22 protein-coding genes are annotated in these 22,084 nt (G+C 71.8%); 10 read left to right on the forward strand and 12 right to left on the reverse strand.

Annotated features, from left to right (window positions below; genetic code table 11):
- Positions 1–268 precede the first annotated feature (268 nt).
- The 3 genes from IE307_RS00365 (at position 269) to IE307_RS00375 (ending at position 2,602) form a co-directional block, all read left to right on the forward strand.
- Positions 269–1,042, forward strand: a complete 774-nt coding sequence (locus tag IE307_RS00365) for an MOSC domain-containing protein (RefSeq protein WP_191295417.1) — start codon at positions 269–271, stop codon at positions 1,040–1,042.
- 112 nt (positions 1,043–1,154) lie between these two features.
- The gene (locus tag IE307_RS00370; RefSeq protein WP_191295418.1) at positions 1,155–1,985 is read left to right on the forward strand and encodes a PDR/VanB family oxidoreductase; all 831 of its coding nucleotides are present in this window, start codon (positions 1,155–1,157) and stop codon (positions 1,983–1,985) included.
- Complete coding sequence (locus IE307_RS00375) at positions 1,982–2,602, forward strand: DedA family protein (RefSeq protein ID WP_191295419.1); 621 nt, start codon at positions 1,982–1,984, stop codon at positions 2,600–2,602. Before IE307_RS00370 ends, IE307_RS00375 begins: the two co-directional genes overlap by 4 nt.
- Here the strand turns inward: IE307_RS00375 and IE307_RS00380 are convergent.
- Entirely contained in the window at positions 2,592–3,509 is a 918-nt protein-coding gene (locus tag IE307_RS00380; protein WP_191295420.1) for a LysR family transcriptional regulator, read from the reverse strand. The genes IE307_RS00375 and IE307_RS00380 overlap by 11 nt on opposite strands.
- Before the next feature lie 109 nt (positions 3,510–3,618).
- On the opposite strand from IE307_RS00380, the gene IE307_RS00385 reads away from it, so the two are divergent.
- From IE307_RS00385 to IE307_RS00400, 4 genes are read left to right on the forward strand one after another with little or no spacing between them, the layout of a single operon-like run.
- A complete protein-coding gene (locus IE307_RS00385) occupies positions 3,619–4,737 on the forward strand; it encodes an FAD-dependent monooxygenase (protein WP_191295421.1) in 1,119 nt (372 codons plus the stop codon).
- Positions 4,734–6,485, forward strand: coding sequence for a CocE/NonD family hydrolase (locus tag IE307_RS00390; protein WP_191295422.1), 1,752 nt, complete (start codon positions 4,734–4,736; stop codon positions 6,483–6,485). Before IE307_RS00385 ends, IE307_RS00390 begins: the two co-directional genes overlap by 4 nt.
- Positions 6,482–6,961, forward strand: a complete 480-nt coding sequence (locus IE307_RS00395) for a nuclear transport factor 2 family protein (protein ID WP_191295423.1) — start codon at positions 6,482–6,484, stop codon at positions 6,959–6,961. The genes IE307_RS00390 and IE307_RS00395 overlap by 4 nt, the downstream gene beginning before the upstream one ends.
- 13 nt (positions 6,962–6,974) lie before the next feature.
- The gene (locus tag IE307_RS00400) at positions 6,975–7,283 is read left to right on the forward strand and encodes an NIPSNAP family protein (RefSeq protein WP_191295424.1); all 309 of its coding nucleotides are present in this window, start codon (positions 6,975–6,977) and stop codon (positions 7,281–7,283) included.
- Between the two features lie 88 nt (positions 7,284–7,371).
- Here IE307_RS00400 and IE307_RS00405 read toward each other — a convergent pair whose 3' ends face one another.
- The 6 genes from IE307_RS00405 to IE307_RS00430 form a co-directional block, all read right to left on the reverse strand.
- Entirely contained in the window at positions 7,372–8,838 is a 1,467-nt protein-coding gene (locus IE307_RS00405; RefSeq protein ID WP_229904243.1) for a sensor histidine kinase, read from the reverse strand.
- A complete protein-coding gene (locus tag IE307_RS00410) occupies positions 8,835–9,545 on the reverse strand; it encodes a response regulator transcription factor (RefSeq protein WP_229904244.1) in 711 nt (236 codons plus the stop codon). The genes IE307_RS00405 and IE307_RS00410 overlap by 4 nt, the downstream gene beginning before the upstream one ends.
- Positions 9,524–10,669, reverse strand: a complete 1,146-nt coding sequence (locus tag IE307_RS00415) for a streptophobe family protein (RefSeq protein WP_191295426.1) — start codon at positions 10,667–10,669, stop codon at positions 9,524–9,526. Before IE307_RS00415 ends, IE307_RS00410 begins: the two co-directional genes overlap by 22 nt.
- Complete coding sequence (locus IE307_RS00420) at positions 10,669–11,451, reverse strand: ABC transporter permease (protein ID WP_191295427.1); 783 nt, start codon at positions 11,449–11,451, stop codon at positions 10,669–10,671. The genes IE307_RS00415 and IE307_RS00420 overlap by 1 nt, the downstream gene beginning before the upstream one ends.
- Positions 11,448–12,356 (reverse strand): ATP-binding cassette domain-containing protein, encoded by a 909-nt coding sequence (locus IE307_RS00425; RefSeq protein WP_373305952.1) that lies wholly within the window; start codon positions 12,354–12,356, stop codon positions 11,448–11,450. Before IE307_RS00425 ends, IE307_RS00420 begins: the two co-directional genes overlap by 4 nt.
- 216 nt (positions 12,357–12,572) lie before the next feature.
- Positions 12,573–13,154 carry a TetR/AcrR family transcriptional regulator gene (locus tag IE307_RS00430; RefSeq protein ID WP_191295429.1) on the reverse strand — a complete coding sequence of 194 codons (582 nt, stop codon included), beginning with the start codon at positions 13,152–13,154 and terminating at the stop codon, positions 12,573–12,575.
- 201 nt (positions 13,155–13,355) lie between these two features.
- Between IE307_RS00430 and IE307_RS00435 the strand changes: the two genes are divergently transcribed.
- Together IE307_RS00435 and IE307_RS00440 are read left to right on the forward strand one after the other, a co-directional pair.
- Entirely contained in the window at positions 13,356–14,192 is an 837-nt protein-coding gene (locus tag IE307_RS00435) for an alpha/beta fold hydrolase (RefSeq protein WP_191295430.1), read from the forward strand.
- Positions 14,185–14,754: a TetR/AcrR family transcriptional regulator gene (locus tag IE307_RS00440; protein ID WP_191295431.1), complete on the forward strand. Its 570-nt coding sequence runs from the start codon at positions 14,185–14,187 to the stop codon at positions 14,752–14,754. Before IE307_RS00435 ends, IE307_RS00440 begins: the two co-directional genes overlap by 8 nt.
- Positions 14,755–14,757: 3 nt before the next feature.
- Here IE307_RS00440 and IE307_RS00445 read toward each other — a convergent pair whose 3' ends face one another.
- The 5 genes from IE307_RS00445 to IE307_RS00465 are packed head-to-tail and all read right to left on the reverse strand — an operon-like array spanning position 14,758 to position 18,874.
- Positions 14,758–15,291, reverse strand: a complete 534-nt coding sequence (locus IE307_RS00445) for a hypothetical protein (RefSeq protein WP_229904245.1) — start codon at positions 15,289–15,291, stop codon at positions 14,758–14,760.
- A 46-nt stretch (positions 15,292–15,337) separates the two neighbouring features.
- Complete coding sequence (locus IE307_RS00450; protein WP_191295432.1) at positions 15,338–15,997, reverse strand: response regulator transcription factor; 660 nt, start codon at positions 15,995–15,997, stop codon at positions 15,338–15,340.
- Positions 15,994–17,148: a sensor histidine kinase gene (locus IE307_RS00455; RefSeq protein ID WP_191295433.1), complete on the reverse strand. Its 1,155-nt coding sequence runs from the start codon at positions 17,146–17,148 to the stop codon at positions 15,994–15,996. Before IE307_RS00455 ends, IE307_RS00450 begins: the two co-directional genes overlap by 4 nt.
- Before the next feature lie 14 nt (positions 17,149–17,162).
- Positions 17,163–17,954 (reverse strand): ABC transporter permease, encoded by a 792-nt coding sequence (locus IE307_RS00460; RefSeq protein ID WP_191295434.1) that lies wholly within the window; start codon positions 17,952–17,954, stop codon positions 17,163–17,165.
- Entirely contained in the window at positions 17,951–18,874 is a 924-nt protein-coding gene (locus IE307_RS00465; RefSeq protein WP_191295435.1) for an ABC transporter ATP-binding protein, read from the reverse strand. Before IE307_RS00465 ends, IE307_RS00460 begins: the two co-directional genes overlap by 4 nt.
- 354 nt (positions 18,875–19,228) lie before the next feature.
- Between IE307_RS00465 and IE307_RS00470 the strand changes: the two genes are divergently transcribed.
- Positions 19,229–22,084 carry a chemotaxis protein CheB gene (locus tag IE307_RS00470; RefSeq protein ID WP_191295436.1) on the forward strand — a complete coding sequence of 952 codons (2,856 nt, stop codon included), beginning with the start codon at positions 19,229–19,231 and terminating at the stop codon, positions 22,082–22,084.

Consider the following 22,084-nt stretch of genomic DNA (forward strand, 5'->3'; position numbering starts at 1 on the left):
CGCCAGAGGCTCAAGGTCAAGCCCCAATCGCCACCCCGCTCTTCGTCCCGACCTGCGCGCCCGTCCTCGCAAGGCGACCAACCCCCAGGAACGCGACCAACCCCGCTGGAACAGGAACGAACCAACGCAACCCGACCCCGCCGATTACGCAATCGTGAACCCACAATTGCCAACAACGCACTTGTAGTCACAACACCACCTGCCTAGCTTCAAAAGGGACCTCACAGCAATCGCCATTCCCCATCGGCGACAGAAATGCGAGCCCCCCTTGCCAGGCACAGCAAAGAACCTCTTCACCTACCCGATCAAAGGCCTGACCGCCCACCCCCTGGACCAGGTAATCCTCCACCCGAACCGAGGCTTCCCCCACGACAGAACCCTGGCCCTGGCCCGCCCGAACGGCCGCTACCAGCCCGGCACCCGAACTGCCCTGCCAAAACAGGAGTTCTACGCTCTGGTCTCAGACCCCCGCCTCTCCGGCATCATCACCCACTACAACCCGGACACAGAGATCCTCACAGCCGAAGTAGCAGGCCACCAGGTCCTGAACACCGACCTCAGCACCACCGAAGGCACAGACGAAGCAACGCGATTCTTCACCCGCGTACTGGACCTACCACCAGACCAGAACCCAGTACTGGCAAGAGAACCCAACAGACGCTTCACCGACGCGAACGCGGCCGGCGACGGCCCGATGAACTGGGTCTCCCTGATCAACCTGGCCTCCCTCCGCGACCTGGAAGCACGAACCGGCACCACCATCGACCCACAACGGTTCCGCGCCAACATCTTCGTGGACGGTCTTCCAGCGTGGTCCGAAGTGGACCTGCTCAACCAGAAGTTCACCCTGGGCGGCATCCAAGTCAAGGCCGTCCACCAAACCAAACGCTGCGCCGCAACCGAGGTGAACCCAGCAACAGGCAGACGCGACCTACCAGTGGTGACCCTGCTGCAACGCACCTACGGACACCAGTTCATGGGGTTCTACGTAGAGGTCCTCACCACCGGAACCCTGCACAAGGGCGGTGAGGTAGTTGTCTGACCTAACTCTAGAAGTCAGCGAGACAACCGACCTGACCCCAACAGTCCGCCGCTTCACCCTGCAACACCCCCACGGCCTCGCGCTGCCACCACACGAACCAGGCGCGCACATCGTGATCACCACCCCAGCCGGCCACAAGCGCAGCTACAGCCTCGTAGACCCTGGCGGCGACCAGCCGCGCCACTACGCCGTATGCGTCCGCCGCGACAACAACAGCCGAGGCGGCTCCACGAGCATGCACAACGACGTGGCCGTGGGAACAACCCTCCGAACATCCCTGCCGGCCAACAGGTTCCCCCTACACCCGTCACCGAAGTACCTGTTCATCGCAGGCGGAATCGGCATCACGCCCATCCGGTCGATGGTGCGCCAACTGCGCGCGGAGGCCAAGACCGACACCCGACTCCTCTACCTGACCCAGTCAGCCGAAGAGACCCCGTTCCGGGAGGAGTTCACCGGCCCACACGACACAGTGCACCACAGCGACGACCACGGCCTGCTGGACCTGTGGCCCTACCTGGCCGAACCAGACGACGACACGCGCGTCTACTGCTGCGGCCCGGCTCCACTCATGCAAGCCGTCCACACCCTGACAGCCCACTGGCGCGCCAGCCGGATCCACGTGGAGCAGTTCACGGCGGAACGCAAGATCTCCGCACCGTTCACGGCGGTCTGGGCTCCTGACGGCCTCCGGGTGGAGGTTCCAGCGCATCTCTCACTGCTCGAAGCCCTGCGCCGCAACGGTGTTCCGGTCGAGTCGTCCTGCGAGGCCGGGGTCTGCGGCACCTGCCGGCTGGCGGTCCTCGAAGGCGAGGCCGAGCACCACGACTCCGTGCTGACCGACGAGGAACGGCCATCCACCATCGTGGCCTGCGTGTCGCGCGCCGCTTCCTCCGAGATCGTCGTCGGACCTCTCGTCCGTTCCCGAAAGGACCACCCGTGATCGACTGGCTGCGGCTCGCCGAGTCGCTCATCTCCTCGCCCTGGCTCTACGCGGTGCTGATCGCGGTGTCCTTCCTGGACTCGTTCCTGCCGCTGATCCCGAGCGAGCCCGTCGTGATCGTCGCGGGCGTGTACGCGGCGACCGGGCAGACCGACATCGTGCTCGTCATCGCCGCCACCACGCTCGGCGCGTTCCTCGGCGACATGGTCCCGTACGCGGCGGGGCGGTTGTTCGGCACTCGCTTGCTCAAGCGGCTTCCGCCCGGCAGCAAACGCCGTGCCGCGCACGACTGGTTCGCCCGCGAGCTCGACGCCCGCGGCGGCTTCATCCTCGTGACGACGCGGTTCATCCCGGTCGGGCGTTACCTGGCCACGTTGTCGACGGGGCTCGTCAACTTTCCCCTGCGCAAGTACGTGCTGTTCATCGCGTTCGCCACCGCCTCCTGGAGCGCCTACACCGCGCTCACCGGCTACCTCGGCGGCGTTCTGTTCCAGGAGAACACGTTGCTCGCGATCGCCGTCGGCGTCGGTCTCGCGTTCGTCGTGACGGGGTTCATCGAGGTCGTGCGCCGCATCCGCCACCGCGGGAGTGCCGTGCCGGACACCGTCACCGACTGAGGCCTTCGGCGGCGGCGGCCATGATGTGACGGGTGCGCTCGCGCAGCAACTGGTGCGTGCGGTCGTGGTGGTTGCGCGGATGCCACGCCATGCCGACCGTCACGGACGGCAGTTCCACCGGAACGGTGAACGTGCGGAGCCCGAGCGTGTCCAGCATCCGCCGCGCCAGCCTGGCCGGGGCGATGCAGACGACGTCGGTCTCGGAGGCGATGAACAGGGCGCTCGCGAACGTGGGCACCACGGCCGCCACGCGCCGGCTCAGGCCCAGTTCCGCCAGCTGCTCGTCGATCGGGCCCTCCGCCCGGCCACGCCGCGACACGACGATGTGGTCCGCGTCGGCGAACCGTTGCGGTGTGACCACCTTCGCCTTCGCGAGCGGGTGACCCGGCCGCACCACGCCGATCAGCCCCTCGGTGACGAGCGCCTCCGTGTGGATCTCCGAGTCGCCGGGGCGGATGTTGCCGATCTCCAGGTCCACCAGCCCCTCCCGCAGCGCGGGGACGTCCTCGAGGGTCTCCGGCCGCAGGCGCAGTGAGATGCCGGGGGCCTGCTCCCGCAGGTCGTCGATGAGCGACGGGATGAACGTCGTGGACAGCATGTCGGTGACCTGCAGGTCGAACACGCGCACCGCGGTCCGCGGATCGGCCGTCGTGGACGGCGCGAACAACGCCCGTGCCCTGGACGCGATCGCGTGCACCTCACCGCGCAGCTCCAGGGCCCGCGGGGTGGGCACGAGGTCGCGCCCGGCCCGCACGAGCAGCGGGTCGTCGAAGACCCGGCGCAGCCGGGCCAGCGCGCGGCTCATGGCGGGAGCCGAGGTGTGCAGCTTCGCCGCCGCCTTGGTGACGCTGTTCTCGGCGAGCAACGCGTCCAGCGCCTCGATCAGGTTCAGATCGATGTAGTCCATCCTCGGATTATCACATTCGAAAGACTCACGTACCAGAGTTGCACTGGCAGCAATCCACATCAGCTCCTAGTGTCGGTGACAAGAGAAGAAATCGTTGGAGGACAAGGACATGACGGGGGAAGCAACCGTGACACGGGCTGTCGTGATCGGCGCCGGAATCGTGGGGCTGACGACGGGGATCGCCCTGCACCGAGCCGGGATCGACGTGGTGATCTGCGAGCACGCGCCGGAGATCCGCGCGGCCGGAGCCGGACTGGGCTTGTGGGCCAACGCGCTGGCGGTGTTCGACGAGCTCGGCATCGGCGACGAGGTGCGCGCCATCGGCAAGCCCAGCGAGATGTACTTCCACGACCCCGCCGGGAGGCTGCTCGACACCCCGGAGTTCGGTGCCGAGGACCACCAGTACCTGCTGGTGCACCGCGCGAAGCTCAACGACCTGCTCGCCGACGCCGTCGGGCGCGAGAACATCCGCCTCGGCACCGGTTTCAGCGAGTACGAGGAACGCGCGGACGGCGTCGAGGTCCGGTTGACCGACGGCAGCAGCGAGGAAGCCGGCCTGCTCGTCGGCGCGGACGGGGCCTACTCCGCGGTGCGCGCGCAACTGGTGCCGGGCACTCCGGCGCAGGAACACGCGGGCCACCAGGTGTGGCGCGCGGTCGTGCCCACCACCGGCATCTCCGTGCCCGGCAACCGGTTGATCCTGGGCACCGACGGGTGCCGGGGCGGGTACGTGCGCACCGCGGACGGAACCGTGTACTGGCTGGTGAACCAGTTCAAGTCGCCGCCGCTGACGGGCACCCGCAAGGAGCAGGCGCTGGAGCGCGCCCACCACCTGGAGGAGGGTGAGGGCGGCGTTCTGGCCCAGCTGATCGCGGCGACGCCGGAAGAGCTGATCCTGCACAACCAGATCATGCTCGTGCCGCCGCTGCCGCACTGGGTGTCGGCCCGGGTCGCGCTGGCGGGCGACGCGGCGCACGCCATGTCGCCGCACATCACCGCCGGGGCGACGCTCGGCATCGAGGACGCCGCCCTGCTCGGGCGCCTGCTCGGCTCCGGCGGCGACGTGCCGGCCGCGTTGCAGGCCTACCAGGCCGACCGGATCCCGCGGTACGTCCGCGTCGCGGAGCTGTCCGCGGCGGTCGAGCACTCCCCCACGCCGCAGGACTTCGCGCGGCACTACGCCGCGTTCAGCAACTGGATGATCACGCCCCAGCAGGTCCGGGCATGAGCTTCGTCGTGGACGTCGACGTGGCCGTGCCCATGTGCGACGGCGTCGCCCTGGCCACCAACGTGTGGCGGCCGGAAGGTCCCGGGCCGTTCCCCGTGCTGCTGGTCCGCACCCCGTACGGCAAGGACGACGCCGGGACGTTCGGCAACCCCAAGCTGCCGGACGTGTTCGCGTTCGTGGAAGCCGGTTACGCGGTGGTGGCGCAGGACGTCCGCGGGACCTCCCGCTCGCCCGGGACGTTCGCGCCGGGCACCCACGAGGGTCGCGACGGCACCGACACCCTGGCGTGGCTCGCCGGACAACCGTGGTGCGACGGCGCTGTCGGCATGTGGGGCGGGTCGTACATGGGCTTCACCCAATGGCTCGCGGCCGCGCACACCCCACCGTCGCTCCGCGCGGTCGCACCCGTGATGAGCTCCGCCGACCTGTACCGCGCGCCGTGGTACTCCCCCGGCGGCGCGTTGTCCCAGGACGCCGTGCTGACGTGGAGCACGCTCTCGGCCCTGCGGAACCTGGGCCGAGACCCGGCCAGCGGCGATCCGGCCGACGCAGCGACCCTGTTGTCCACTTTGGACGACCCACGGCGGCTGCACGATCCGTTGCCGCTCAACGGACGCGAGGCCGTGACGCGCAACCTGCCGTGGTTCGGCGAGGTGCTCGGTCATCCCGAACGGGACGAGTTCTGGCAGGAGGTCGCCGCGATCGACCGCTGTGGCGACATCACCGTTCCGGCGCTCCAGTTCGGCGGCTGGTACGACGTGTTCATCGGCGAAACCGTGCGCTCGTACCGGATGATGCGCGCCCACGGCGGCAGCGCGGCGGCTCGAGACGGGCAGCGGCTCGTCATCGGCCCCTGGGCGCATCCCGACGGCGCGGACCTCGGCACGTTCCCGGACCGGTCCTTCGGGCTCGCCGGCAGCATCAAGGCCGCCGACGTCACCGGCGAGCACCTGCGGTTCTTCGACCGCTGGGTGCGCGGGCGGACGGACGTCCCCGACGACACCCACCGCGTCCGGATCTTCGTCATGGGCGTCGACCAGTGGCGCGACGAGGAGGACTGGCCGCTGCCCGGCACCCGCTACACCGACCTGTTCCTCGGCGGGAACGGCCGAGCCAACACCGTTGCGGGCGACGGGGTCCTGACGCGCGACGCCGTGCGGGAGGAAACCGCGGACACGTTCCTGTACGACCCGCGCCGCCCTGTTCCGACCCTGGGCGGCACCGTGCTCGCCGGAGCGCCGGGCGATTACCCCGGCCCGGCAGACCAGTCGGCCGTCGAGACGCGGGACGACGTGCTGTGCTTCACCAGCCCCGTCCTCGACCAGCCGGTGGAGGTCACCGGGCACGTCACCCTCGTGCTGCACGTCTCCAGTTCGGCGCCGGACACCGACTTCACCGGCAAGCTCGTCGACGTGCACCCCGACGGCAGGGCGATCCTGCTGTGCGAGGGCATCCAGCGCGCCCGCTACCGCGACTCGCTGACCGAACCGGCGTTGATGGAGCCCGGCACCGTGTACGAGCTGACCGTCGACATGTGCGTCACCTCGAACGTCTTCCTGCCCGGCCACCGCATCCGGCTCGAGGTCTCCAGCAGCGACTTCCCCCGCTACGACCGCAACCCCAACACCGGCGGCACGATCGCGAGCGAGGACGCCCCGGTCGTGGCCGTCAACCGGGTCCACCACGGACCGGCGCACCCCAGCCGGCTGGTGCTGCCGCTCGTCGACCGCGCGGAGGTGCGGACATGACCACCCTCGAGGAACTGGCCGACCGGGCGGCCGTCACCGACGTCGTCACCGGCCTCGCCCACGCCCAGGACGACCGCGACTGGGTCGCGCTGCGGCGGCTGCTGGCCGACGAGGTGCTGCTGGACCTGTCGACCCACCACTTCGGCAGGCCACCGGCCACCATCCCGGCCGCGGACCTGGTCGAGCTGGCGAGCGGCACCCTCACCGGGTTCGACAGCACGCACCACGCCACCTCCAACCTGGACGTGCGGCTGTCGGGCGACGAGGCGCGGTGCCGCGCGCACGTGGTCGCCTACCACCACGTTCCCGCGGATCCCGGCGTCGTCGACCACTGCACGATGCGCGGGTACTGGCAGCTCGGCCTGAGCAGGATCGGCGGGCGCTGGCTGATCACCCGCTGGGCCGTGCAGCGCACCTGTCCGTGGGAGGGCTCTCCGGACGTCTACGCGCTCGCCGCCCAACGCGCCGCTTCCTGACGAGGAGAACCCGATGTTCTACGAGATCCGCACCGAACACGCGCGAGCCGGCCTCGGCGCCGAACTGGCGCTGTACATGGACGAGATCGTCATCCCCCTGCACCAGGAGCGGGGCATGACGGTGGTCGGCTCCTTCGCCGGTGCCGAGGACACCTTCGTCTGGATCCGGCGCTTCGAGGACGAGGCCGACCGCGAACGCGTCCTGGACGCCGTCCACGGCCACCCCCGCATCGGGACCGTCGCCGACACGGTGTCGGCGATGCTGAACCGGTCGGAGTTCACGGTCAGGCTGGAACCGACCTCCCGGTCCGGCCTCCGCTGACCCCGGCCCGGATCGCGAGGCGTGCTCCCCGGCAGGAAGAACCGTGGGCGTTCGCCGCGCTGCTGAACGGTTTCGCGGCAGACCTCGCTCAACGGGCCTGGTCGTGCAGGGGCAGGGTGAGGCGGAACCGAGCGCCCTCGCCCAGGGTCGTGTCGAGCTCGACGTCACCGTCGTGGGCACGGGCGAGGGCGCGGGCGATCGCCAGGCCCAGTCCGGCGTTGGCACCGTCCGGGCGGGTGCGCGAGCGGTCTGCGCGGTAGAAGCGGTCGAAGACGCGGGCCGCCTGGTGCGCGCTCAAGCCAGGCCCCCGGTCCGCCACCTCCAGCACGGCACGGCCGTTCGCCGAGCCCACGCCGATGCGCACGGGGCTGCCCGGCGGGGTGTAGGTGGCGGCGTTGGCGACGAGGTTGGTGACGACCTGGCGCAGGCGGTCCTCGTCGGCGTGGACGGGGGCGGGCCCGGGTGGTCCGGCCCCGTCGAGGCCGGTGAGCTCGACCGGGCGGGACGGGTCCAGGGCGAGCAGGTCGTGGCGGGCGTCGTTGGCGAGGGTGCGCAGGTCCATCGGGGCGGCGTCCAGCTGGGCGCGCGGTGCCTCGTCGAGCCTCGCCAGCAGGAGCAGGTCCTCGGTGAGGCCGGTGAGCCGGGTGGCGTCGCGGTCGATGCGGAGCATCGCCTCGTCCACGTCGGCGCGCTCGGGCATCCCGCCCATCCGGTACAGCTCGGTCGAGCCCTTGATGCCGAACAACGGCGTGCGCAGCTCGTGGCTCACGTCCGAGAGCAACGTCCGCATGCGCGCCTCGGACGCGGCCCGGTCGGCGAAGGCGCGTTCGAGCTGGCCCAGCATCGTGTTGAGCGAGGTCGCCAGGTGCCCGACCTCGGTGGCCGGCGCCGCGAGGACGGGCACGCGGCGCGTCAGGTCCCCGTCGGCGATCGCGGCGGCGGTGTGCTCGATCCGGCGCAGCGGCCGCAGTCCCCTGCCCAGCGCGAACCAGCCGACCGCCGTCAGCAGCAGGAGCAGCACGGCGCCGCTGACCAGGCTCGTCGTGCGCAACCGGGCGGTGGTGGCGTCGGCTTCGGCCAGCGGCGCCGCGACGACGACCGTCCCGTTCCAGCCGGTGGCGGGCTTCGCGATCGCGCGCCAGCGGCCGGAGCCGTCCGCGGCGGGCAGGTCGACGGGCCCGCCGCCGGTGGGCACCGTGCGCAGTTCGGCCGGGCCCGGCAGGGAGATGTCGTCCGGCCGGCTGGGGTGCAGGGTCCCCGCCACCTCGCCGTTCGCGTCCAGGTACACGAGGTGGGGCCCGCCGATCAGGCGCAGCGCGGGATCGAGGAGATCGGGGCGGGCGGTGGTGCCCGCGGTGCCGAGCGGCCCGGCGGCGGGGACGCGGGAGAGGATCTCGCCGAGCGAGCGCAGCTGGGCGTCGACCCGGTCCAGCTGGTAGCGCTCCAACTGGTCGGACACGACCGCGCCGACCAGGCCCAGCCCCGCGAGGAGCAGGCTCGCCGTGAGCAGCAACAGCCTGGTGCGCAGGGAAAGCCCGCCCAGAACCCGTCTCACCGCGCGGGCTCCCTCATCACGTACCCGACGCCGTGCACGGTGTGGATCAGCTTGGGATCGTCCACGTCGACCTTGCGCCGCAGGTACGAGATGTAGGTGTCGACGATGCCCGCGTCGCCGCCGAAGTCGTAGCGCCACACCCGGTCGAGGATCTGCGCCTTGGACACCACGCGCCCGGCGTTCTCCATCAGGTACCGCAGCAACCGGAACTCGGTGGGCGAGACGCGCACCGGCAGCCCGGCCCGCGTGACACCGTGGCCCTGGGGGTCGAGCACGAGCGCGCCGACGGTGAGCACGTCCTCCCGGTGGCCCGAGGTGCGGCGCAGGATCGCGCGGATCCGGGCGATCAGCTCCTCCAGGTCGAACGGCTTGGTCACGTAGTCGTCGGCACCCAGCGACAGGCCGGTGACCTTGTCCGCCTTGCGATCCCGCGCGGTGAGGAACAGGACGGGCACGGGCCCGCGATGCCCCTCCGCGCGCTGCTCGCGCAACCGCCGGACCACCTCGAACCCGTCCACGTCCGGCAGCATCACGTCGAGCAGCACGAGATCGGGCGGGTCCTCGGTGGCCGCGGCGACCGCCTCGGCCCCGGTCGCCGCGGACGTCACCTGGAACCCCGCGAAGCGCAGCGTCGCGGACAGCAGTTCGCGCACCGTGGCCTCGTCGTCCACCACCAGCAGCGTCGTCACCCGACCCGGTTCTTCCACGCAGGCGACCATACGGACACCAACCTGAGAACCCCGTTCGCGAGCAGCCCGACGACGCACCCCAAGGCCAGCGCGGCCAACGGGTTCACCGCCCACGACGCGTCGAGCACCGGCACCTCGAACCCGAACGCGTCGACGCCGAGCCGCACCGACACCCGCGACCACCACGCCAGAACCCCCAGCGCGACCGCCGTTCCCGCACACACCACCAGCGACCTGCCGGCCAGCGCGACCACGACACCCAGCCCCAGCACCACGGCGACCGCCACCCACGTCAGCGGCCCGCCGTGCGCGGGCGGTGCGACTCCATCGAGGACGCACGCGAGCGCGCCGTCCGTCCGGACCGTCCACGGCAAGCCCAGCCCCAGTGCCACCACGCCCAGCACGACCGTCGGGAACAGGAGCAGGACACCGCCCGCCACGGCCGGGCCGCCCAGCACCCCTGCGAGCACCACGGCCGCGACGGCGAGGCCGCTCGCGGTCCACAGTGGACCGCGCAGGCGAATCCCGAACCGCCTCACGAGCCAGCACACCCCGACCACGGCCGGCACCCAGCCGATCGCCGCCGGTCCGACCGGTGCGGAGAACCCGATGCTCAGCTCGTCCACCGGACCGCCTCGGCCCCACGGTCCGATGGCAGGCAGTCCGCAGACGCCGGACATCCCGCCTGCGGCGCCACCGGGCGGCGTCACCGTGCCTTTCGCCGCCAAGGCGATCGCGGCGACGCCGCCGGGGAAAGCGATGGCGGCTGCCGCGCCGCGGACGAGCAGCCCGTCCCGGTGGCGCAGCAGCAGCCATCCGAGCACCAAAGCACCCACCAGCGCCACTCCCGACGGCACGACGCCGAGGTTGCCCCGCACGGCGACCGGCATGCTGCCCGACGGGACGGCGCTCACGTCGGCTGAGCCTCCGACGGCCATGGCGACGACGGTCGCCGTCAACCGGCCGAACTCCGCCACCTCGCCTGCGTCCACGAGCAACAACGCGGCTGCGGCGGTGCCTGTCATGGCGGCCAGGGCCGCGACTGCCGCCACCGCACCCCGCCGGACCTCCTGCCACCGCACCACCACGCGTCCTGGCGATGTGGTGCCCGCGACGGCCTTCACGTCACGCCGCGCCGCCATCACACGTCCCGGCGTTCGAAGACCACGAACGCGGCACCCAGCACCGCGGCGACCCCCAGGCACATCCCGCCCAGGTTCAGCCACGGGTGCGGGTAGGCGGGGTTCGGCACGGTCGCGAACACCGCCGCCGCGCCCTGCGTGGGCCAGAAGTCGAGCAAACCCTGGAACCACGCGGGAAACAGCCCGGCCAAAGCAGGCACCAGGAACACGACGCCCACCAGCGTCGTGATCGCACCCGCCGTGGCCCGCAGGATCGTGCCGAGGCCGATCGCGAACAGTGCGATCGCCGCGAGGTAGAGCCCGCCACCCACGACGGCGGAGAGCACTCCGGGGCCGCCGAGTTCGGCGTGCGGCACGTCCTGCGCGGCGAGAAGTGCCTGGCCCAGCAGGAAGGTCGCGAACATCAGCACCTGGCCGGCCACCACGGCGACGGCGGTCGTGACCACCACCTTGGCCGCGAGCAGGCGGTGTCTGCGCGGCGTGACCACCAGTGACGTCCGCACGAGGCCGGTCGCGTACTCGGAGGTGACCACCAGTGTGCCGAGCACACCGATGACCAACTGGGCCACGAGGTACGCGGTCAGGCTGCGGGCCGTCGGGTCCCACGCCAGCAGTTCGGCGGCGGACGCACTCCGGTACTCGTCACCCGCTCTGCCGGTCGCCATGGCCGCGACGCCGAGGCCCACCGCGAAGAGGCAGGCGAGGGTGTACCAGGTCGACTGCAAGCTGCGCAGCTTCACCCATTCCGCGTGCAGCGCGTGACCGAACCGCGCGGGGCTCACGCGGTCACGCCCTGGTACTCGACGCTGTCCCTGGTCAGCTCCATGAACGCGTCCTCCAGCGACGGTCGCTGCGGGGTGAGCTCACCGAGGACGGTGCCGTGGTAGGCGGCGAGCTTGCCGATCTCCTCGCTCGCCAGGCCCGAGACCACGAGCGACGAGTCGGGTCCTTCCCGCACGGCGGCGCCGGCCGCGGTCAGCCGGAGCGCGAACGCGGCGGCCTCGGGCGTGCGGACGAGCACCACGCCCTCGCCCCTGCCGCGCAGGAACTCGGTCATGCCCGTGTCGGCGATGAGCTTGCCGCGGCCGATCACGACGAGGTGGTCGGCGGTCTGCGCCATCTCGCTCATGAGGTGGCTCGAGACCAGCACCGCGCGGCCCTCGTGGGCCAGGGACCGCATGAAGTCGCGGATCCAGCGGATGCCCTCGGGGTCGAGCCCGTTGACCGGCTCGTCGAAGATCAGCACCTTGGGGTCGCCGAGCAGCGCCGCCGCGATGCCGAGCCGCTGCCGCATGCCGAGCGAGAACGCGCCCGCCCGCTTGTGCGCCACGCCTTCCAGCCCTGTCCTGGCGAGCACCTCGTCCACCCGGCGGCGCGGCAGACCGTTGCCGACGGCGAGCGCCAGCAGGTGGTCTCGGGCCTTCCGCCCGCCGTGCACGGCGCCGGCGTCGAGCAGGGCGCCCACCTCGGTCAGCGGCACGGGCAGGTCCCGGTAGCGGCGTCCACCGACCGAGACCGCACCGCGGGTGGGCGCGGCCAGGCCGAGGATCACCTTCATGGTGGTGGACTTGCCCGCGCCGTTCGGGCCGAGGAACCCGGTCACCTGGCCCGCCTCGACGGTGAACGACAGGTCGTCCACCACGGTGTCGAGGCCGTACCGCTTGGTCAGCCCCCGCACTTCGATCATCGTCATGGGCCCGAGCGTGGTGACCCGGTCTGATCGATCCCTGGGAGTTCCTGGGAGAACTCGGGGAATCGCGCGTCCGAACGGGGTCGCGGCGCCGAGTTCACAGGGAACACCCAGATCCCGGCGGGACGAGCACGCACCTCGGCGACGGCGACCAGAGGTTCGAACACCACCTTGCCGTCGTTCTCGACGGCCGGCACGTCACGGAACTGCCGGTCAGGTCCCGGCGGAGCGCGGACTCCCGGCCCGCAGACCGGAGACCAGGGTGTCGATGAGCGCGTGATAGCTGCGGTCGACGTCGCGCGGCAGCCCGAACGCGCCCGCGCTCTCGAGGCTCGCGAAGCCGTGCATCGCCGATCGCAGCGCACGGGCGGCGTCGACCGCGTCGTCGTCGTGCAGCCCGAAGCCGGCGACCACGGCGAACAGGGCGCGCACCGACTCGTCGCTGACCCGGCGGTCTTCCTCGTCGCCGGCCGCGGGAGCGCGCAGGGAGGCCGTGTAGCGGCCGGGGTGGTCGCGGGCCCAGCGGCGGTAGGCGTCGGCGAACGCGTGGACAGCGTCCGGGCCCGCCCTGCCGACGGCCGCGCGGGCGGCCTCGTCGCCGAGTTCGCGCTTGGCCTGCAAGGCGATGCCGCGGCGCAGTGCGTCCAGCGACTCCACGTGCCGGTAGAGCGACGGCGTGCGCACCCCGAGCCGTTCGGCCAGCAGACCCATGGTCAGCGCGTCGAAGCCGACCTCGTCGGCGAGGTCGGCACCGGCCGCGATGACGGTGGCCGGACCGAGGCCCGCCCTAGGCACGAGCGCCCGCCGCAACAGAGGTCATCAGGCACACCACTTCGCCGAGGTACTGGACACAGCCTGCGCACTCGATCATCTCAGGTCCTCGTTCCGCCACCGTGCGACCACGTCCGCCGTGTCGCCGGTCTCAGCCGTTGACAGCGTCTGGCTAATTGCGTTAGCTTTTAGCTAATCACATTAGCTTCTGTCCTGGAGGACGGCATGACCGAGCACCTGAACATCGCCGGCAACACCATCGCCTACGACGTGAGCGGGCAGGGACCCCTCGTCGTGCTGGCCCACGGCATCGGCGACAGCCGCCACTCCTACCGCTTCCTCGCCCCGGCGCTCGTCGCGCAGGGCTACCGGGTCGCGAACGTCGACATCCGCGGGTGCGGCGACTCCGGCCTCGGCTGGGACGGCTACAGCCGCACCGACATCGCGGGCGACCTGGTCGCCGTCGTCCGCCACCTCGGCGGCCCGGCCGTGATCATCGGCCAGTCGATCAGCGGCGGTGCCGCGACCATCGCGGCCGCCACGGCACCCGACGTGATCGCCGGCGTCGTGGAGCTCGCGCCGTTCACGCGGGCGCAGTCCTTCGACGTGGGAGGGCTGCTGCGGGTGAAGCGCTACCGCGCCGGCTACACCCAGCTCGCGAAGGTCCTGGTCGCGGGCAGCCTGACGGGCTGGAAGAAGTACCTCGACCTGGCGATGCCGATCAAGCCCGCGGACTGGGAGGCCGAGCTCGGCCGCATCGACTCCAAGATGCGCGAGCCCGGCCGGATGAAGGCGTTGCAGGCCATGTGCAAGGCCAATCCCGCCGACGCCGGCGCGCAGCTGGCCAACGTCACCTGCCCGGTGCTGGTCGTCATGGGCAGCGCCGACCCCGACTGGGCAGACCCGCGTGCCGAGGGCGAGAAGGTCGTCGCCGACCTGCCGCGGGGACTCGGTGAGCTGGCGGTGATCGAGGGCGCCGGGCACTACCCGCACGTCCAGACCCCCGACGAGGTCCTCGCGCTCGCCCTGCCGTTCCTGGCCAGGACGCTGACCCGTGCCTAGGGAACGGCTCGGTCCGTCGTCGGTGACGCGGGCCGCCGCGGACCTGGCCGACGAGGTCGGGTTCGAGCGGCTCGGCATGGGCCTGCTGGCCCGGCGTCTGCTGGTCAGGACCCCCTCGCTCTACAAGCACGTCGGCGGCCGGGCCGATCTCGCCCACCGGGTCGCCGTCCTCGCCACGACCGAGCTCGGCGACGCACTCCGCGACGCGACGCAGGGCGTTGCGGGAAGCGAGGCCCTGGCCGCGGCGGCACGGGCGCTGCGGACCTTCGTGCACGACCACCCCGGCCGGTACGCGGCGGTCAGCACCGCCCGGCCGGTGGGAGCCGGCGACCCGCTCGTCCCCGCCCGGCGCCGGCTCCTCGGTTCGCTCACGGCGGTGCTGCACGGGTACCGGCTGGACCCCGGGCAGGAGCTGCACGCGCTGCGCATGGTGCGCAGCATCGTCGCGGCGTTCGCGACGACGGAGACGGCCGGCGGGTTCCAGGTCGAGGTGGACGCCGAGGACAGCTTCACCTGGATGGTCACCTTCATGGACAACGGTCTGCGGGCCGCGCGGTCGTGACGGTCACCGCTGCCCGCGCACGCGCCCCCAGGGCTTGAACACCGAGAGCACCATCGCGAATCCCAGCAACACCAGCGCACTGGTGGCCAGGAACGCCACGAACCACATGTCCTGCAACGGTTGTTCGCCTGAGGCCAGTTCACTGATCGGTCCGAGGAAGAACAGCAGCATCGCGCACGCGACGACGTTGAGGACCAGTTTCACGGCGACCCACCAGAAGCGCACGAGTCCCCACTTGGTCGACAGTCCCAAGAGGACACCGGTGAGCAGGCAGACCAGGCCGGCCACGAGGGCGGCCAGCAGCAGCGGGACGACGGAGTAGTTCGCGAGCGCCTGGTACACGTCGGTGCGGTCGTCGCCCGACCGCGCCCAGCCGACCGCCACGAGGACGGCGGCGGCGACGTCGACCCCGATCCACGCGCCCGCCGACACGACGTGCGTCACGAGGACGGTCTTGCGCAGCCCGGCCGCCAGGGGCCAGCGGACCCGGTTCGTCCGTGCGGGCAGGGTGGTTCGGGGCGTGGTGAGAGTGCTCATGGTCGTCCTTGTCCGTGGGGGTGTGTGGAAGACGTGCGGGTGGGCCTCAGGAACGGACCAGTCCGGTCTGGTGGGCCACCACGACGAGCTGGGCGCGGTCACGCGCCTGGAGCTTCGCCATCGCACGGTTGACGTGGGTCTTGACGGTGAGCGGTGAGACGAAGAGCTGGGCGGCGATCTCGTCGTTGGACGAACCGTTCGCGGCCAGGGCGACGACCTCGCGTTCGCGCTGGGTCAGCACGTCCAGGCGTTCCGGGTTGACCGGCTCGCTGGTGCGCTGGGCCAGGAAGCGGCCGATCAGCGCCTTGGTCGCCTTCGGTGACAGCAGTGCGTCGCCCTGGGCGACCGTGCGGATCGCGGCCTGCAGTTCGGCGGCGTCGACGCCCTTGCCGAGGAAACCGCCGGCGCCCGCCTGGATGGCCTGGGCCACGTGCTCGTCGACCTCGAACGTGGTCACCACCAGCACCTTCACGCCTGCGAGGTTCTCGTCGGCGGTGATGCGGCGGGTGGTCTCGAGCCCGTCCATCCGGGGCATCCGGATGTCCATGACGACGACGTCGGCGCGGCTCGTGCGCAACTGGTCGAGCGCTTCCAGCCCGTCGGCCGCCTCGCCCACGACCTCGAGGTCCGGCGCGGAGTCGATGAGGACGCGGAACCCGGCGCGGATGAGCGGCTGGTCGTCGGCGAGCAGGACGCGGATGGTCATGAGTTCTTCCCGAGGGGCAGGGTGACGTGGACGTGGAAGAGGTCGCCGGGGCCGAGGGCGGCGTGCGCCGTGCCGCCGACCGCGCTCGCCCGTTCCCGGATGCCGATCAGCCCGAGGCCCGAGCCGCCCGCGGGTGCGGTGCGGCCGCGGGGGTTCACGACCTCCAGGACGAGCTCGGCCCGCGTGTAGGTGACGGAGAGGTGCGCGGTGCCGTTCCCGTGGCGGTGGACGTTGGTCAGCGCTTCCTGCACGACCCGGTAGGCGACGAGGTCGACGGTCGCGGGCAACGGCCGCGGCTCGCCGGCCGAGGTCCACCGCAGCTGCAGGCCGGAGTCCCGGAACGTCTCCACCAGCGGTCCCAGCCGGTCCATGCCGGGCGCGGGTTCCGCCGGTCCGTCCTGCTCGTCCGCCCCGCGCAGGACGCCGAGCAGGTCGCGCAGCTCGTCGAGCACGGAACGGCTCGACCGGCGGACGTGTTGCAGCGCTTCGGCCGCGGCACCGGGCTGCGAGGTGATCAGGTGCTCGGCGACGGCCGCCTGGACGTTGATCACGGAGATGTGGTGGGCCACCACGTCGTGCAGCTCGCGAGCGATGTGCAACCGCTCCTCGGCCACCCGGCGCCGCGCCTCCTCCTCGCGGGACTGCTCGGCCCGCAGCGCCCGTTCCTCGACGGCCGCGATGAACGCCCGTCTGCTGCGCACCGCCTCCCCCGCCGCCGCGGCCATGCCGATCAGGGCGAACCGGCCCAGGTTCTCCCAGAACGAGCCCGTCGGCCCGGCCACGAGCGCGACGGCCGGAACCGCCAGCAGGACAACGGCCTGCGCCGCCCGGCGCGCCGTCCACCGGTCGGTGTGCACCGCGAGCGTGAAGGTCGCGACGGCCAGCGGAACCAGGAACGGTTCCAGGTCGGCTCCCAGTGCGGTCGCGGCGGCCACCCCGAGAGCGGTGACCGCCACCGTCCACAGCGGCCACCTGCGGCGCGCCACCAGGCTCACGGTGACCACCGCCAGCAGGCCCACCACCGGCGGGGTCCGGACGTCCAGCGACGACTCCCCGCCGTCGGCGGTGCTCATCGCGAAGATCACCGCGCAGATCACGATGGCGCCCAACGCGTCCACGAGAAGCGGATGCCTGCGCGTCAACAGCCCCATCGCGATCTCCTCGCCTACACGTCACGACGGCGCAGCAGCACCGCGGCGACGAGCAGGGGAACGACGACCCAGGCCGCGAACACGGCGGCGCCGGAGGACGCGGTGAGCAGCCCGGGACCGGGAGCGACGCTCGTGAACGCCTCCGCCGCCGAGGAAGGCAGGAACTTCAGCACGCCGTCCCTCCACGAGACCGGCAGGAGGAGACCGCCCAGCCCCGGTGCGAGGAACACGAGGACCACCAGGGCGGACACCGCTCCCGCGGTGTTGCGCAGGAGCGCGCCGAGCGCGAGACCGATGACCGCGACCCCGGTCATCGTCACGGCGGACCCCACGAGTGCCGCGAGGACACCGGCGTCACCGATCCTCGCCGTGGGCAGCCCGGCGCCGCCCATGACGGCCTGCCCGGCGAAGAAGACGATGAACGCGCTCGCCAGCACGACCGGGAACACGGCGCCGACGAGCACGACGACCTTGCCCGCGAGCACCGGCGACCGCGACGGCACACCGGTCAGGGTGGACCTGATCATGCCGGTGGAGTACTCGCCCGACACCACCAGCACCCCGAGCACACCGACCACGAGCTGGGCGAACAGGACCCCGCTCAGGGTGATGCCCGCCGGGTCGGTCACCCCGTCGGCACCGTCGGAGTCCGTGCCGATCGTGGAGGCGAAGACCAGCCCTGCCACGATCATCGTCAGCGACGCGCCCAGCACCGTGAGGCCGCTGGACCGCACCGAGCGCAGCTTCACCCACTCGCTGCGCAGCACACCACCGAACGTGAGTCCGGCCTCGCGGGTGGCCGTCACGCCGCCTCCCCGAGCGAGGTGGCCGCGCCCTGGTACTCGACGACGTCGCGGGTCAGTTCCGCGTAGGCGTCCTCGAGCGACGCCTTCTGCGGAATCAGCTCGAACAGGGGGATCCCCGCCTGCAACGCCCGCGTGCCGATGTCCTCAGTGGACAGACCGGTCACGTCGAGCACGTCGCTCGTGACCGAGCTGATCCGCACCCCGTCGCCCCGCAGCACCTCGACGAGTTCGCGGCTGCGCGGCGAGCGGACGTGCACACCGCGTTCGACGGACGCGATCAGCTCCGCCATCGGCACGTCGGCCACGAGCTTCCCGCGCCCCACCACGATCAGGTGTTCGGCGGTCAGCGCCATCTCGCTCATCAGGTGCGAGGAGACGAAGACCGTCCTGCCCTCGGCGGCGAGGTCCTTGAGCAGGTGCCGGATCCACCTGATCCCGTCCGGGTCAAGGCCGTTGACCGGCTCGTCCAGCACCACCGTGCGCGGATCACCCAGCAGGGCGACCGCGATGCCCAGCCGCTGGCCCATGCCGAGCGAGAAGGCGCCGGCCCGGCGCCTCGCCACCTCGGTGAGGCCCACGACCTCCAGCACCTCGTCGACCCGCCTGCCCGAGATGCCGTGCGTGGCACCGAGTGCGAGCAGGTGATCACGAGCAGAGCGTCCGGGGTGCACGGCGCGCGCGTCGAGCAGCACGCCGATCTCCCGCAACGGGGCGCGGTGCGCGCGGTAGGGCTTGCCGTTGACCCTGGTGAAGCCGGAGGTCGGCGAACCGAGCCCCACGAGCATCCGCATGGTCGTCGTCTTGCCCGCGCCGTTCGGACCGAGGAACCCGGTCACGACGCCGGGTTCGACGGTGAAGGAAAGCCCGTCCACCGCGGTCTTCGGCCCGTACCGCTTGCTGAGGCCCACCACCTCGATCATTGTTTCTCCCGGGGGTTCGTCTGTGTCCCTCAGAGATTCGCCGATCGAGGAGCAAAGGACGTCGTACTGACGCAGATGCTTGAATACCGCGTTCGCAGTATATGAACGAAAGCGCTGGTAGCGGAACCGTCCGGCAGTTGCACAACGGTAAATCGACGATTAACCGCAGCGCATTTCATTCGCGCGGCGACGGTGGAAATGCGACGACGCCAGGGCCGGAATTCACGCCGTCCCCGGACCCCACCCACATCTCAGCGCTCCACTCGCCCAGCACATCCCCTGGAACGAGGTCACGAGGAAGCACGCGGCCAGGCCGGGGGACGGAACAGGCCCGGACGAAATAGGCTCACCGGTGTGAACCCCGACGCCGCCCGCTACCGGGCAGTGGTCATCGGTGCCTCGCTCGGCGGCGCCGAGGCACTGCAGGTGCTGCTCGGCGGTCTGCGCACCGACCTGCCCGTCCCCGTCGTGATCGCCCAGCACCTGGGCCCCGGTGTGAGCCACCTGCACACGATGCTCGGCCGGGCGTCGCGGCACCCGGTCGTCTGGGCTCAGGACGGCCAGGTCCTCAGCGCGGGGCACGTCTACCTGTGCCCGGGACGCACCCAGGTGAGCCTGGAGCCGGACGGCACGCTCACCGTGCATCCCAAGCCCGGCAAGTCCTCCATGAGACAGGTCGACGGGCTGTTCGTCTCCGCCGCGAACTCGCTGGGCGGGCAGGTGCTCGCGCTGGTGCTGACCGGGCTGGGCAGCGACGGCACCGCCGGCGCGCTGGCCGTGAAGCAGGCGGGCGGCACCGTGATCGTGCAGGACGAGTCCACCGCGACCGCGTTCGGCATGCCGTCGGCGGTGATCGCCGCGGGAGCGGCCGACCTCGTGCTGCCGCTGGGTGAGCTGCCCGACCTGCTGGACCGGGTGGTCGGGTCCGGCCGTCCGGTGCCCACGCCCGCCGTGCGGGCGAGCGAGGCGGTGTTCGCCGCGGGCGGGCGGCTCGGGCGGCTGATGAACGAGGTCGACTGGGGTGCCACCGCGCTCGGCCCGGTCGACCGGTGGCCGGTCGTGCTGCGCGACACACTGGCCATGGTGCTGACCAACCCGGTGCCGATGGACCTGATGTGGGGCCCGGACCTGCTGCAGCTGTACAACGACGCCTACAGCGCCGTCATCGGCGAACGCCACCCCGGCGCGCTCGGGCGGTCGGTGTTCCAGGTCTGGCCGGACGCGGCCGCGACGTTCGGCCCGGCCCTGCGGCAGGTCCTCGACACCGGGACGGCCGTGCGCCTGGTCGACCAGGCGTTCGTGGTGAACCGGTCGGACCGGCTGGAGGAGGTGTTCGCCACCGTCGCCTACAGCCCCGTCCGCGACGGCGGCCGGGTCGCCGGGGTGCTCGCCACCCTGGTCGAGACGACGGACCAGGTCCGCAACGCCCGCCGCCTGGACACGTTGCACCGCCTCGCCGCCACCTCGCGCCAAGCGGGCGACACCACGTCCGACCTCGAGGTGTGCCAGTGGCTGATGCGCGCGCTGGAGGCCAACTCGCAGGACGTCCCGTTCGCCCTGGTCTACCTCGTCGAGGGCCGCGGGGCGCGCGCCCACCTCGCCGCCTCCACCGGCCTGAGCGAGGACAGTCCCGCGCTGGAGCGGATCGTCACCAGCGACCGGCCGTCGGTCTGGCCGCTGCACGCCTGCGTCCGCGAGGCGGCTCCGCAGGTCGTGGACGACCTGACGAGCCGGTTCCCCGACCTGGTGTCCGGGACCTGGCCGGAACCGCCGCACACGGCGCTCGTCCTGCCCGTCACCCCCGTCCTCGACGGCGTGCCCGCGGCCCTGCTCGTGCTCGGCGTCAACTCCCACGCCCCGCTCGACTCCGGTTACCGCCAGTTCTTCGACCTCGTCGCCGAACGGGTGGGGGCCACCCTGCTCGCGGCGCGGATCCACCGCGAGCAGCAGCGGCAGGTGACCGCGCTCGGGGAGCTCGACCGCGCCAAGACCACGTTCTTCGCCAACATCAGCCACGAGTTCCGCACGCCGCTGACCCTGTTGCTGCTGCCGCTGGAGGAGCAGCTCACCACCCTGCCGCCCGAGCACCTCGACACCGCCCGCGTCGCCCACCGCAACGCGCTGCGCCTGCTGCGGCTGGTCAACACCCTGCTCGCCTTCTCCGAACTGGAGGAGGGCCGCGGAGCGCCGTCGATGGAGGACGTCGACGACCTCGCCGCGCTGACCGAGGAGCTCGCCGAGGTGTTCCGCCCGGCGGTCGAACGGGCGGGACTGCGGCTCGTCGTCGACTGCCCGCCGCTCGGCCGGCCGGTGCGGCTGGACACGGGCATGTGGCAGGCGGTCGTGCTCAACCTGCTGTCCAACGCGCTCAAGCACACCTTCACCGGGTCGATCACCGTCGTGCTGCGCGCTCAGCGCAGCCACGTCGAGCTCGCGGTGACCGACACCGGGACGGGCATCGACGCCGCCGAGGTGCCGCACCTGTTCACCCGCTTCCACCGGGTCGAGGACGCGAAAGCGCGCAGCAGGGAGGGCTCCGGCATCGGGCTGGCCCTGGTCCGCCTGCTCGTGTCCCGCCACCACGGCAGCATCCGGGTCCGCAGCGTTCCCGACTCGGGCAGCACCTTCACCGTGTGGGTCCCGTTCGTGCAACCACGCCGCGGCCACGAGCCGGCCGTCCGCGTTCAACCGGACGCGACGGCACGCCTGCGGCAGGCCTTCTCCGAGGAGGCCGAGTCCTGGCTGGCCGCCGGGGTGTCCACAGTGGACGACCAGGTCCGGCCGCCGGACGCGGCGCGGCCTCACGAGCGGACCAGCGTGCTCGTCGTCGACGACAACACGGACATGCGGGACTACCTGCGGCGCCTGCTCCAGGAGCACTACGACGTCCACACCGCCTCCGACGGCGACCAGGCGCTCGACCAGCTCGCCGGCCACCGGGTCGACCTCATCGTCAGCGACGTCGTGCTCCCCCACCTCGACGGGTTGCGCCTCATCGAACGCGTGCGCGGCGACCCTGCGCTGCGCGCCATCCCGATCATCCTGCTGACGTCCCTCGGCACGACACCGCAGACGTTGCAGGGCCTCACCTCCGGCGCGCACGACTACCTCGTGAAGCCGTTCGCGGCCGAGGAGCTGATCGCCCGCGTCGAGGCGCAGCTCGCCCTGCGCCGGGTCCGCAACGCCGTCGCCGAACGCCCGGCCACCTGA

This window comes from Lentzea cavernae (assembly GCF_014653695.1).
Taxonomy (GTDB): Bacteria; Actinomycetota; Actinomycetes; order Mycobacteriales; family Pseudonocardiaceae; genus Lentzea; species Lentzea cavernae.